We start from the raw sequence: 12,976 nt of genomic DNA, 5'->3' as shown, positions 1-12,976 counted from the left end.
CTAGTATCAATTGTTATCTGAGTGAAAAAGGTCGCCCTTCCTCACTCGACTTCAAAACCGGACTTGATAGTTTCCCATCATCCGGCTTCTCTCTAATTTGGTGCTTGTCATGCCCACTCCTGTGTAAAACATCATGACAATGTCCATGCAACAGGGATAAGTTTTTGATCATATTATTACGTCTGTTTTGGTCTTTATGATGTATTTCTAAGATATCATCATCTTTGAACCAAAGTTGACAATTATCACACTTACCACGTTGCAACTTCAATAGTCTTATTACTCTTGGTGATTTATCTGGTATTTTACCTAAACGATTACCCCAGTAAACCCAATCGCCATCGTATAGAGATTTAGTTCCTTTCACTTTGATATGTCGTTTAATAACATGATCTCCATGCCTAACAAGATGTGGCTTATTACTTGTCATAAAACACCAATTATCGTTGCCATACTTTTTAAAGTATCTTCTCTTAATCCAGCATTTCCCTTTTTTTGGGTGTCTAAATTCTGCCCATTTCCAGAGTTTTCTAAACATTACACTATCCATAAGTTTAAAGGTTTTGCTTGAAACCACTGAAGAGTAATATTGACTCCATCCTCTAGTAATTGGATTAAGTTCTTTTATTACTGCTTCTTGTGTTGCTCCACGTAATCCTCTAAGTTTACGTTTGATAATGGATGCATGCTGTTTTATAGATTCACGACCTGGCTTAATTAATAACTTGTAACCTTTCTTGCTGCTTCTTGTTGGGTATTGTCTTATTGAAAATCCAAGAAAATCAAAACCTGGTTTTTTTCCATCTAGAGTATGAGAGATCCTTGTCTTTGAAGGTTTTAATTCTAACCCAATGGTTTTTAACCATTCTTCGGTTAGCCTTTTTGCCTTAAGAATGATTTCCATACTCTCATGTACAATGATAAAATCATCAGCGTAGAAAATTACACTCATTGAGCTTTTTGCTTCTCTGCGCCCTGCTATGCCATATTTCTTTTTCGCATGTTGCAGAAGTTCACTTATTAATGTTTCTTTAATATATTGTTCCAGACCATGTAATGCTATACAAGCCAATAATGGAGAGATCGTCCCTCCTTGAATTGTGCCACGTTTTGTTGGTTTGAACTTTCTACCTTCCATAACGCCTGCTCTTAACCATCCTCTTATTATCCTTCTTAACGTTGGTGTGGTATTGAGTTTTTTTAATAGTGCTTTATGGTCGATGTTATCAAAACATCCAGAAATATCAGCGTCTAAACAATACGCTGTTTTTCCTTTAAGTGAAATAAATATAGCTCCAATAGCATCATGACATGATCTACCAGGTCTAAAACCATATGTGTTTGGCTCAAATTTTGCTTCCCACTCTGGTTCTATTGCCATTTTCATAAGTGTTTCTTTTGCTCTCTCTGAAATAGTAGGTATGCCTAACGGCCTTTTCTCAGTTTTTCCAGGTTTTGGAATCCAAATACGTCTTGATGGTTTAGCTTTCTCTCTTATATTCAAGGAGTATGCTAATTGCAGTCTCTCTTCTTTATTAAGATTAGCTTTTCCATCAATACCTGCTGTCTTCTTTCCCCTGTTATCTTGAGTTACCTTTCTAACAGCTAGCAATTTTGCACTTATTGAATTAAGTAATAATCTTTGAAGTTTATGTACTTTCTTGATATTATTACACATTTCAGCTTGGTAAATTCGTTTTTGTAACTTGAATGCAAACCTCTCTAACTTTCGCCAAGGAACTGTATTCCATTTATACCTAACATTTCGTTGGTCTATAACATATTCATTACTATTCACAACTTTACCTTCCAAATTACAGTGTTTACGTCTGCATATCCCAAATATTACTTTGGGCATTAGCTTCTTAAACAATCCTTCCAACATAAATGCTTGCGGCTGGCTACCTTCTTATACTTAAATAAATATAAGATCATCTATGTGGTTACCCCGTTCCACGATTTTGTTTCACGTTGGACTTAGATCCCTACTCTTTGCCGGAAGCTGAGAACATCAATAACTAAGGATTTGGAGCCCTAGTTCCTCTTTTGCTTCATACCATTTTGGTTTATGCGTAACTCAACCTTCTTTCGCATATTACACATCACGACAATTCAAACATAGGTTCCTCTCGTAATCATATCCAACTCCGTTTGCAGGGATTTACCATAAGGTTTAGTATTACCTGCTTTTATCTCATGCTTGCACCCCAGAGGTTGCCACGCTCTGAAATGTGAGACATACATTATCCCCGATGTCTAGGGAAGATGGAATTTAACCATCACAAAATCGTGACTTCGGGTCACACCCAAATTTTATGAGTGGCATCTAATCCTGGGCATTGCCAAGCTCTTAGCGTTCTCTCTACGTCCACCTCAAGTCCTGTGGTTAGAAAATTGCTGCGAAAATTATATATTCCCCACTGAATAAATTGACCATAGATTGTGCTATACGTGTGCTCACTTGCAAAGAACTCAGGTGTCTCACCAACTCTTTCACCTTCTGAGTGAAGATTAGATGACGTATAAAGTAACACTGTAACGGTTTTTCCTGCTGGAATGAGTATGTTACCTGATGCAATAAATTCAGGACTGTTAATTTCATGCTGGTAAATACGTGTCCAAGTAATTCTCGAAATCTCTGACTTCCTTGTATTAGTTTTATCAGGTGTACCTATAAATAATCCTGCTCCTCCATAATTAACTTCATCTTTATACCACATTGCAGATCCAACAAAGTTTAGAGTTTTACTTATATCTACATTGCTTGTGTTTTTTACGAATATTACTCCCAATGCAGCATAAGGGTATTTCAGCATATTGAATTGCTCAGAAAATCCATCATACATAAATCTTGGGTATGATTCTCCATAGATAAATGTACCTTTGCTTCCCTCTAAAAAACTGAGTTGTCTTGGCCGATAAAAACTAACATAGCTTGTATCATATGTGTGAGTACCTGCTAGTAGTTGTAGCATATAGTCTGTTTTTGTTACATCACTACTCCACTGACCAAGCTCAGTTGTAAAAGTTCCGTGACCAAAGTAATTATTTTTTCTACTTAGTACACCAAATAAAAAAGGTAATGCTCCAGGTTCAATCATATGACGATTTCTTACTTCTTTCATGATTGATGAGCCACTTGGTACATCATTAACAGTACGGAAGTTATTCACTAAACCTTTAAGACCATCTTTATGACTATTACTAATGCTATTTATTGCTGCAATATTGGCATTCTTTCTCGTATCAAGTAGCGATAAATTTGTTGTTCCTTTTTCATCAATTCTCTTTAATAACTGCTTCTCTGATTCAGAGATCACTGCTAAAGAACTAGCTTTTTTATTATCCAGATCAGTTAAGTGTTTTTTTGCACTATCAAGAAGTTCTTTTAGCTTACCATCTGTCATCTGCACAATTTCAGAAACTGCACTTTTGTCGACTATTGATTCCAATGCTTTAGCAAGATATGCTAATTGATCTGGTGTACTGTTTTCTGCTAAATCCTTAAGTCTTTTTTGTAGTGCATCAATTATTCCTTTTACTTCAGTCATCTGCACAACGTTGGAAATAGCTTTTTTATCTGCTATCAATTCCAGAGATTTTGCAAGATATGCCAGTTGATCAGGTGTGCTGTTTGCTGCTAAATCCTTTATCCTTTGATGTAACGCTTCTATTGCTTCTTTCATTCCCAAAAATTTAAAAAAGTTTCAAATCTAAATCGTTTAAAATTATTTTTTAGTTGATTATGCTCATCTTCTCTTTCGGTAATATCTTCATCTATTTTTTCTATCGCTTTGCGAATACGTACTACATCTTCTACCGCAATATTCTCTGGGTGTGGCAAAGGATATCCTCGTTTGCTTTGGTCATTTGGCATTGATTCAAGTAATAATCACTCGCAAATTTTTGACTTTAGGACGATAGACAACCGTTCCACTTAAAACCAATTTTATCCTTGTCTCATTGCCATTAAAGTTTGTCAGTATGTGGACTCTCTCTACCCAATTTTCTCCAATTGGTTTTCCTGATGTTAAATTTACTAATTGCCAATCTACATTTTTTTGCACATATGCTTTTACATCTGCAGTGCCAGGTATCAGCGCATCATACGTTATGGTAATTTTAGTGTTAGCTCCTGCTGTAATGCTTCTTGTAACATAATCTCCTTTTTCCCCTATATTACCTATAACTAGCTGTAACCCAGGATATAGCACTGGACTTTTTTCTCGCCCTCCTTTTAGGCTTGCTTTTACCGTTAGCTCTCCAGATAATCTTTCACGCAGTGCGAGCGGCAAATTATCAGACAAAAAGTTTTCTCTTCCCTCTTCATCTGTTAAGATAAATTCTACATTGGTATCAAATGCTACTTTTTCGACGTTCGTCAAAACAATTAAATCTGATACATTATTTACAGTAACTTTGCCCAGATCAATAACGTGAGAACTTTCGCTAAATTTTGCAGCTAGTAATCGAAACGTTAAATCTAAATTCTGATGCGGTGTCCAGGTACTTGCATTGCTCGATGATAATAATACTCCTACTTGATATGGCTGACTTGTTACCCAACGGCTATTTACTGCATCATATTTGCCAAGTTCTGCTATCTTTACTGCAGTACCAGGATCATCAGTAAGCAGTACTATTGCATGCTCCTCTCCTGCATGGCAAAACACTGGTGACCAAGTTATACGTGTTGCCGTGCCATCTATCTTTATATCTTTTGGCTCAATATAACTTTCAGCAATGACAGTCTGCGAGGGCATTCCCACTGCTGTTTCTCTAATCTGCACAGCAACACGTTTTTTGCCGTTATTTACAAACCATAACTCTAGACCTCCTATGTGTCTGCTCTCATTTAAAGTAAATGTTTGCGCTAAAGGATCAACTCTTCTTGCTGCGATCACTCTTCTTCTTTCTTCTATAGTAATAGTTTTTTTACCAGTATAAGTTGCCTCTCCATAGCTTCCTTTATCCCCATAAAACTGTACTAATTTAGTACCTGCTGGAATGTTTGCTGGTACTTTCACCTTTCCCTTTAATTTTCCCTGGTTGTTAGCTTCCACTTTTTTTTCCTCTATGCCATAGGTATAATAGAAATGCCATCAAATTTTATTTCCTTAAGCTTTTCATCTGGCTCAAAACCTTCAATTTCAAAATTCTGTACTGCTTCTCTCATAAATTCAGTTTCGTATGAAGTACTTGACAGCAGCTCTGTCGTTTCTTTAGCATTAAATACTCTGGTTACTGGACTTTTCCAATTTGTTTTTACCTCCGTCCAGTGATCAATGTTTTTATTTAGAGTAACTTTTGCGGTTACTTTATCAAAAGCTTGATATGGATTAATTTTTTCACTTTTAGTCTGTAAAAGCTGTTCCAATACCGGCTCAAGTTCATACGGCAAAAGATATCTTTCCCCACCTTTTTCAATATCTGCAACTTCTACATCTATTGGCAGAACTAGCTCTCTATTTACTATTGCTGCAGACTGCGAAATTCCTTGATCACGCATATCATCATCAAAGAATGGGTCAACAAATACTCCTTTTTTGGTAGTAGGTTCTCTTGAATTTGCATCATTGCGTAGACGTTCCTCTGCAACCAGCGCATAAAGATCATTTATTCCTTTTTTCATTGCTTCAAGCTCATTCATCGGTACAGCATGAATAGCATTATTCACTATTTTTACCCCTTCTTTTTCTCCGTTTTTCCATGTCTGATGAATGTAGCAGAGCAAAAGTTGTCCAGAGGGCGCTTTAGGCATCGATGGTCTCCAAGGGTGAGCTATGCCTTTTATTCTTCTTACCACCCCTTTGCTATCGATAGTAATTAAATCATAGCGGGGCATTTTCCAGGTGTAATCAACCAGAACCAAGCTGTTATCAACTGCTCCTTTTACTTTACACCCCTCTTCACTTATATCTTCAGGGCTCACCTGAGTACGACAGCGATAAGTTATTTGATAACTACTCCCAGGTGCTGGTTCTTTGCCAGGTAATGACCAATCAACATTTCCTGCATTTAACTTATAGTCTATACTATTTTCATAAATAACATTGCCTTGTTTAATTTGAATAATTTCAAGTACCGCAGAGTCAGGTATTGGATCAACAGCTCCTGAGTATGAACCATGAGTAACAGTAATGGTTTTTTGAATAGTGATATCTACTTTTTTGATTTCACTTATTGGAAAATCATTAACTTTAAGTTCCATTACTCCTTGGCTATTTGGCTGAAAAGTATGTGGTTCTGATTCAACTGATTTTATATCCGGATCTTCATCAAAAGAAACACGAATACTGTGAGGAAGTTCAATCTCATAGCCATCAACATGAGCTTTGCCCTCATTAATTACAAAAACTTGTTTTCCTCCTTCTCCCTCTTCCTTTTGCAGGAACATTACTTCAAGACCATTTACGACGTAGGAACCATTTGCCTCTTTGTCATAACGAGCAAGCGCAGTAGTTACTATGTTTGCTTGTGGAGGTGGTGAATGTTCTATTAATACTCCATTTTCAATGTTATAGATTAGATAAAACTCTCCTTCAGAAAAACGTGGAGAAAGACCTTCTGCTTGATAACCCCAAATGGTGGAAACTTTAAGTCTTGCAGCTCCTACTTCCTGATAGTTTCTTGTACCAACAGCAGGATCACGAAGGTTTTCATCCTCAAGTTCTGTAATGGTAGATTCTACATAATAAACACCTATGCGAACTATAGTACTCAGTGGAATAACAAACTCTTCTTTTTCGACTTTTCTAACCGCTCCACGAAGATAGATTTTTCCTGATTCAAGCGTAACTTTACCAGTTTCTCTATCTATAATACAATTGCTTCCTGTTATAACATCACCATCACGAAATATTGCATCGCCTATGCCTTTAAGCTTAGAGAGAGCATATTCCTGAGTCTCGTTTAGTTCTGCAGACTGTAGACCTCTTCCTGCAAGGAACAAACTTTTTTCGTACTCTTTGTCAGGATTAAAGCGGTTATAATAGGCGTTTAAAGTCATTTTATGCTAGAAAAATTCAAAAAGTTACAACAAATGAAAAAGTTTCCCGAGTTGCTGCAGTTCTAATAAGTGGTACTGTATGTTCTAAAACTAACAAAATTCCAGGATTTTCCACGTCTTTTGGTTCAAAATATCTCTGTCCTTCAGGTAATCCTTCTTTTATTTTAGTACCAACCATAACCCCTAATTCCCGTATAACTTGATTTGCTGCGTCCGTGAAATCGAAAGTAAATTTAAGATAGAGATTATTAGTTGGTACATTTGAGGGCCTAAACCTTCCAGAAGGGGTCAAAAGCTCTCCATTCTCATCACCTGTGCAGAAGAGCACTTCGTTCGCAGTACGTCTGCCAAGCTCATTGAGCAGTTTTTCAGAAGTTATCAGCTCTGGTGGTGTGCTTTCACTATATTCTACAGTAACTGCACTATTTGCCCTGATAGAGCTATTTTCCGTACGTTTTATTACACCACTACTGCTATCAACTATATAGTCAATACTGGATTTATACACTGTTTGTCCTGTAAAAACCCTTACGTCTTTAATAGTGTGGTGATCTAGAGCTATTTCACCCTCAATAAAAACTTTTTCGACCTGATGGCTACTTTCCCAGCTCGTATCACCTGTTCCCCAAGCAAGGTGGATAGACTGCTCTTTTATACTTGCTGCTATTGCTGCTCTTCCTGATTGTGTGAGTATTGACATTTTAAAGTTTGACCCCTGTATATATATTCACCAAAATTACAAAAACTGTTCAGTTTTTTTAGGAAAATTCTTCTTTTATTTCATAATAAATTTTTGTTGACTAATCTTTAATCTATTTTAGACATAATATATTTACTTTTAGATATATGATAGCTAGTGAGGAATTTTGGGAAAATAATTTAGAAATGCCAGTATCCTTTTTGCTTAAGGACTTTCAAAATCCAAGTTTACGTGAAAGTTGGCTTAATTCTCTTTCTGGTAGACAATTAAGTGTGATTTTTAACCACTATTTTCAGAATAAGCAAAATAGGCAATTATTTAAAGACTACGAAAAATCCGATGATATTTCAACTCAGCAAAAGCGTAAGATGCTTATTAAAATTTCTGAATCTCTGTTTGATTATTACTTAGTCAATCGTTTTAGTCGTGCAAAATCAGAAACAACTATAGCTGAAGTAGCACAGTCTGTATTAAGCCAAGATCTTCTGAAATCATTTCTGTTGCAAAATAACAAATATGACAAAAAGTCCTTGTTGTTTACTCTCTTTATAATTAATCATAACTTACTGAAACAAATTTTCTGCTTTAATCAAGTGCAGAAAAAAGGTTTTTTACCTTTCGTATTAAAAAATCCTCCAAGACAAAAGTCCACTTCATTTAAGGATTTTTTATCAAAAAGTACGATACAGGAAATATTAAAACAGCATGATCTATTCGAAAATGATAGTTTTGAAAGTCAGTTTCAAGAACTCTTTTACTACCAAAATAGTATTTACTTATTTATACGACGTGCTAGTAAAGATGAAGATTTGGTAATGAGTTCAAATAAGGTAATACACGGTTATAAACCTAGTAGAATTATTATTGACTTTGCTTTAAATGCTAACCAAGTAAATCTATCTATTCAAAGTTTTGATCAAGGATTAAAAATAGCAAATAGAATAGCAAGCTGTTATTTTCAACGAGAATGTTCATTTACTAACATGCGCCACCAAAATACAACAGCACAAGTGAGTACTTTTTTGAATGACTGTGTAAAACAACATGTACCTGATATTCGCCTATTTGAATTGAAATTTGGTCCATCTAAATCTAAAACTAATCTTACGTTAAACACGGATAATATTGAAGAGTGGTTGCAGAAGATAGAGCCTTCGGTTGGTAGTGTACTGCATGATGTTTCGCTTGTTCAGCATATCAAAGTATTGTTCAAAAGTAAAAAAGTTACTTTATCCTTTCAGACAGACACGCAATACGCAAATTATATAGAAATTGATTACTCAGAATATGTTCTCAATAGAAAAGAACGAGATGATTTTAAGTCTTTAATTAGAGATAGCTATGGAATTACCGTTTTGTCGAAAACACTCTCAAGATATTGATACTATGTTAGTAAATAGGTCCTGGGTAGATCCTGATGAGAACTATATAGATGCTGCAGAGTATCTCAACCAGATTGATTTTGTTAAACTTGAGAAGCATTACTTCGTTATTTGCGCTAATGATTTAGATCTTGATTTTCCAAATATACAAAATCCTTATTGCAAAAACGAGGTTATCATTTCTCATGATTTTGATGAAGAGTGTGATGATCTAGCTTGCGAGGATTGTGGTCGTGATATTTTTCCTAATACTTATAAAAAACAGCGTTATCTTGTGCTTTCAATTAAACTTAATACGGAAAAAATTATAAATTGGTTTGAAAAATTATTGACAGGGCTCATATGGGAAAAGGCAGCAAATGGGATATATCATATAAGCTTTAAAAGTAAAATAGTAAGCATTATCATACCAACTTTATGTACTGATAAGTCATATTTAACTGTAGATAGGTTAAGAACTAATGTTGCCGTTCTTATAACTTTTGGAAAGGAAGACTTAAAAATATTGTTAAGCCTATACACTGTTTCCATGGCTGATTTAATTTGTAAACATCAAACTCTAAATCAAATACTAAGCGAAGCAGTTGAAAAAGGAGTACCAGAGCTATTACCTAATGTTTCTTTTCAAGCATTCCCTTATGTTCCACTGCAAGAAACAACTCTTCCAGAAAAAAAGATACTGCGATTAAAAGTTGAAGATAATACTATTTATGTTAATGACATTGAAATTATAGGCAAACAAGCAATTTCGAGCATCCGCATCTTTAGAGTATTACTTAAACAATTTTTGCGTGACTTGGAAGCAGTTAAAGAATATAAATTTCTTAGTATCATTCAAATAGCAGATAGTTTAGGTATTGAAGACCCAGAACAGCAAGTACGCAGACCTCTTAACAGAATGCAAAAAACGTATCCGTTCAGCGGAGTGGCAGAATAAGGTAGACAAGGTGATCTAAAAAGATAATCATAGAGCAAAAGTGAGGTAATGTGGTAAACCTTTTAGAGCTTTGCAAAAATTTACAGCAAAAAATAGAAAAGTTAGAAGCAAAAATAGAAAAGCTGGAAAGGGAGAATGAAAGTTTAAAAGCAGAGAACAAGGCTTTAAAGATAGAGAACGCTGAATTAAAGGAAAGGCTTGGTTTAAACTCGAAAAATTCATCTCTACCAAGCTCTAGAGAGTTGTACAAAATAAAAAAGGACAAGCCAAAGAGCGACAGAAACGTTGGTGGTCAGGTTGGTCATAAAGGAAGTTTTCGCGCCAAAATGGATGCAGATGAGGTGATAAAAGTAAAGTTGTCATCTACTTGTGAATGCGGAGGAGGGATTGCAATATGCAATGGACCGTACATTCATCAAAAAGTTGATCTTCCGGAAATTAGGCCTTATGTAGTGGAATATCAGATGGAGCATGGTCGTTGCCGGAGATGCGGAAAAAGAAGAAGCAGTAAGTTACCAGAAGGTGTTACGTCAGATACATTTGGTCCAAGGGTTAAGTCAATAATTGCAGCGTTCAGCGGATTCTACAAAAATTCAAAACGCGAAATAGCGAGTGTCGTAAATGATATCTTCAATTTGAACATAAGCGTCGTTAGCATATCAAATAGTGAACATAGAGTTGCTTCAAAATGCAAAAAAATGTATGAGCAGATCGAACAAGAGATAAGTAGGAGTAAAGTTCTACATATTGATGAAACGAGCCATTATAACAAAGGTAAACTCGCTTGGTGTTGGATGTTTGCAAGCAATACGGCAAGTTTTGTGAAGTTGACAGAGTCAAGAGGAATGAAAGTTTTAAAAAATAACGCATGCTGCAATCATAATAGCTTAGTGGTAACCGACAGGTACGCAGTATACAATTACTTTGCTGATGAAAAAAGGCAAATCTGCTGGGCACACTTAGCAAGGGATTTTGAAAGATTAGCGCATAGTTGGAATATTGAAGTCAAAGTTCTTGGCTGTTACTTAAGAAATGTAGCTACTGAATTATTTGCACTAAAAAAGGCTTTGCTAAAAAATGAGATAGATGTTTTTAGATTTGCCAGACGTGCCAGAAAGTTGCGAAAACGTACAAGGTATTACTTGAAGGAAATATCCTACTTACCTGAAGCAATTGGAGCCTCTCGAGTTGCGAAAAATATTTTGAAATCTGAAAGAATGATGTGGAATTTTTTAGATGACCCAAAAAACATTCCGCTGACAAACAACCATGCTGAACAGCAGATACGGCATTATGTCGTTTACCGCAAAAATTCGTATTTTACACAATCAAAGCGGGGAAATGCATTCCTTGAACGGATAATTTCGTTATACTTAACATGGAAACAAAGGGGTCTCAATCCTTTCCAAAACCTCTTATCTATTGTTTCTTAAACCACTCTCCTGAACGGATACCAAAAAACAATAGCAGAAAAGCTAGCTAGCACCTTGGGACTAAATATAAAACGCGATGATGTGATACAAGCGTGTAACTGGTCAGGCTATCGGCTTAATCCATCTACCATTAACTTAAGTGCTAACTAGCCCTATTGCTAAAAACAGTCTAATGGTAACATAACTTTAACGCGTCTGTTATTTCTTGTTTTTCACGAAATTTTATATAACCTTCAGTAACTAAGGCATTAATATATCTAAGAATAGAATGATGACTCTTAAGACCATTCAAAAAAATAGCAAAATTGGGTTTTAGTAAAAAAGCGTCCCTTCCTCATTAATTAACTGTAAAACAGTATCATATTCTCTCTTCCAGCGTATGGTTCCTTTATGTTTAGTAATTTAACAAAGTTTATGTCACTCATAATTGAACTCAAAAATTCAGCTATATCACCGTTTTTATCTTTAGAAACCTGTTGTTCAGCATTCATATCACTAATACCAGGCGATAAATAAGACAGACATTCTTTAAATCAATAGTGTTTTTTGGGATTTATTCATCTATAAAAATTGTTTCAAATAAACACAGCAGCTTTAGAAAGGTATCCAATCACGCTCAGTATTTTGATGTTGCTCTTGAGTAATAACCGTAGCAATCTTGTTTTTCTCTCCATATCGATCAGCCTCAATACCAACTTTTGCAGTAAACTCTAACCCATTAAAATCAGCTATAGAGTTGACTTTTCTAGCAATAACTGCTTTTTCTGAAGTGTCATTTGAATGAATGTTCCGTGCTGACTCTAAAATACTTCTAAGCATAGAACGACCCATTTCTCCCCAAGTATCTTCTCCTTCAACGCTTGCTTTGCCACTTTTAATACCAATTACTTGATAAATCTTACGTTTTGTATATGGACCTTCAGTGACCGTAAATTCAGCGTTTAAATAGATGCTACCAGTAGTGTAGCTTTTAGTGAACCAATTTTCATAACCTCCTGGTTTAATTGCCATTTTTACCTTGACTATTGTACCTTTTGGTATTAAATTACTTTGTAATTTTGCAGTATTAAAATCAGTTAAAAAATCTGATAACATATTGTCTCCTATAAATTAAGTGAAAAAAAGGAATCAACTCCATTGGTCTGCAAGCTTCCAACGACTATCTATCTTATCAACAAGCTTACTTGCTACACGTTCACCATTACGAAGCTCAAATACTATTTGACGGACAGTGCTTTCCTCATCATGAGCAAACATCACCATGCCAGTGCTATAAAATCCACGTAAAGATCCAGCACCGCTTAGGCCTTGAAATGGATCTTCTTCCAGCATCTTTTTCGATAATTTTTTTGTGTGGTGAGTGAGTATTATGCCCGAATCTGGATTGATAACATTTCTCAGTCTTTCAAGTGTTTTTTGCAAGAAGAATAACATAGCGCTATTGTCGTTTTCATTGCCATATTCACTTGAGTTAAAAATGTTACGAAGAGGTAGGGTCGAGAACTGGCGCGCCTC

The 12,976-nt window shown here is 35.5% G+C and carries 10 protein-coding genes and 1 pseudogene; 3 read left to right on the top strand and 8 right to left on the bottom strand.

What is annotated here, in order from left to right:
* Positions 1-13: 13 nt before the first annotated feature.
* The 6 genes from ltrA to ONG75_RS02325 form a co-directional block, all read right to left on the bottom strand.
* Complete coding sequence (ltrA, locus tag ONG75_RS02350) at positions 14-1,858, bottom strand: group II intron reverse transcriptase/maturase (protein WP_264375677.1); 1,845 nt, start codon at positions 1,856-1,858, stop codon at positions 14-16.
* 442 nt (positions 1,859-2,300) lie between these two features.
* Positions 2,301-3,686, bottom strand: a complete 1,386-nt coding sequence (locus ONG75_RS02345; RefSeq protein WP_264375676.1) for a hypothetical protein — start codon at positions 3,684-3,686, stop codon at positions 2,301-2,303.
* Positions 3,683-3,877: a hypothetical protein gene (locus ONG75_RS02340; protein WP_264337301.1), complete on the bottom strand. Its 195-nt coding sequence runs from the start codon at positions 3,875-3,877 to the stop codon at positions 3,683-3,685. The genes ONG75_RS02345 and ONG75_RS02340 overlap by 4 nt, the downstream gene beginning before the upstream one ends.
* A gap of 4 nt (positions 3,878-3,881) precedes the next feature.
* On the bottom strand, positions 3,882-5,063 hold the full coding sequence (locus ONG75_RS02335) for a hypothetical protein (protein WP_264375675.1): 1,182 nt from the start codon (positions 5,061-5,063) through the stop codon (positions 3,882-3,884).
* A gap of 11 nt (positions 5,064-5,074) precedes the next feature.
* On the bottom strand, positions 5,075-7,009 hold the full coding sequence (locus ONG75_RS02330; RefSeq protein WP_264375674.1) for a DUF4815 domain-containing protein: 1,935 nt from the start codon (positions 7,007-7,009) through the stop codon (positions 5,075-5,077).
* 16 nt (positions 7,010-7,025) lie between these two features.
* On the bottom strand, positions 7,026-7,709 hold the full coding sequence (locus tag ONG75_RS02325; RefSeq protein ID WP_264375673.1) for a hypothetical protein: 684 nt from the start codon (positions 7,707-7,709) through the stop codon (positions 7,026-7,028).
* A 146-nt stretch (positions 7,710-7,855) separates the two neighbouring features.
* Here ONG75_RS02325 and ONG75_RS02320 point away from each other — a divergent pair, with 146 nt between their 5' ends.
* Genes ONG75_RS02320 through tnpC form a run of 3 tightly spaced genes read left to right on the top strand, consistent with a single transcriptional unit; the run spans position 7,856 to position 11,461 of the window.
* Entirely contained in the window at positions 7,856-9,091 is a 1,236-nt protein-coding gene (locus tag ONG75_RS02320) for a hypothetical protein (protein WP_264375672.1), read from the top strand.
* Complete coding sequence (locus ONG75_RS02315) at positions 9,051-10,028, top strand: hypothetical protein (protein WP_264375671.1); 978 nt, start codon at positions 9,051-9,053, stop codon at positions 10,026-10,028. Before ONG75_RS02320 ends, ONG75_RS02315 begins: the two co-directional genes overlap by 41 nt.
* Before the next feature lie 50 nt (positions 10,029-10,078).
* A complete protein-coding gene (gene tnpC / locus ONG75_RS02310; RefSeq protein WP_264375454.1) occupies positions 10,079-11,461 on the top strand; it encodes an IS66 family transposase in 1,383 nt (460 codons plus the stop codon).
* Between the two features lie 594 nt (positions 11,462-12,055).
* Here tnpC and ONG75_RS02305 read toward each other — a convergent pair.
* Both ONG75_RS02305 and ONG75_RS02300 read right to left on the bottom strand, forming a co-directional pair.
* Positions 12,056-12,556, bottom strand: coding sequence for a hypothetical protein (locus ONG75_RS02305; RefSeq protein WP_264375670.1), 501 nt, complete (start codon positions 12,554-12,556; stop codon positions 12,056-12,058).
* 33 nt (positions 12,557-12,589) lie between these two features.
* A pseudogene (locus ONG75_RS02300) lies at positions 12,590-12,952 on the bottom strand (AAA family ATPase); the annotation flags it as partial.
* Positions 12,953-12,976: the final 24 nt, after the last annotated feature.

This window comes from Wolbachia endosymbiont (group B) of Sphaerophoria taeniata, assembly GCF_947179355.1.
Taxonomy (GTDB): domain Bacteria; phylum Pseudomonadota; class Alphaproteobacteria; order Rickettsiales; family Anaplasmataceae; genus Wolbachia.
Note: the sequence above shows the minus strand (reverse complement) of the source record. Positions and strands in the feature narration are given on the sequence as shown.

Coding starts and splice junctions, on each gene's coding strand:
- ltrA (WP_264375677.1), bottom strand. CDS start 1,858: ATGCCCAAAGTAATATTTGGGATATGCAGACGTAAACACTGTAATTTG.
- ONG75_RS02345 (WP_264375676.1), bottom strand. CDS start 3,686: ATGAAAGAAGCAATAGAAGCGTTACATCAAAGGATAAAGGATTTAGCA.
- ONG75_RS02340 (WP_264337301.1), bottom strand. CDS start 3,877: ATGCCAAATGACCAAAGCAAACGAGGATATCCTTTGCCACACCCAGAG.
- ONG75_RS02330 (WP_264375674.1), bottom strand. CDS start 7,009: ATGACTTTAAACGCCTATTATAACCGCTTTAATCCTGACAAAGAGTAC.
- ONG75_RS02325 (WP_264375673.1), bottom strand. CDS start 7,709: ATGTCAATACTCACACAATCAGGAAGAGCAGCAATAGCAGCAAGTATA.
- ONG75_RS02320 (WP_264375672.1), top strand. CDS start 7,856: ATGATAGCTAGTGAGGAATTTTGGGAAAATAATTTAGAAATGCCAGTA.
- ONG75_RS02315 (WP_264375671.1), top strand. CDS start 9,051: ATGGAATTACCGTTTTGTCGAAAACACTCTCAAGATATTGATACTATG.
- ONG75_RS02305 (WP_264375670.1), bottom strand. CDS start 12,556: ATGTTATCAGATTTTTTAACTGATTTTAATACTGCAAAATTACAAAGT.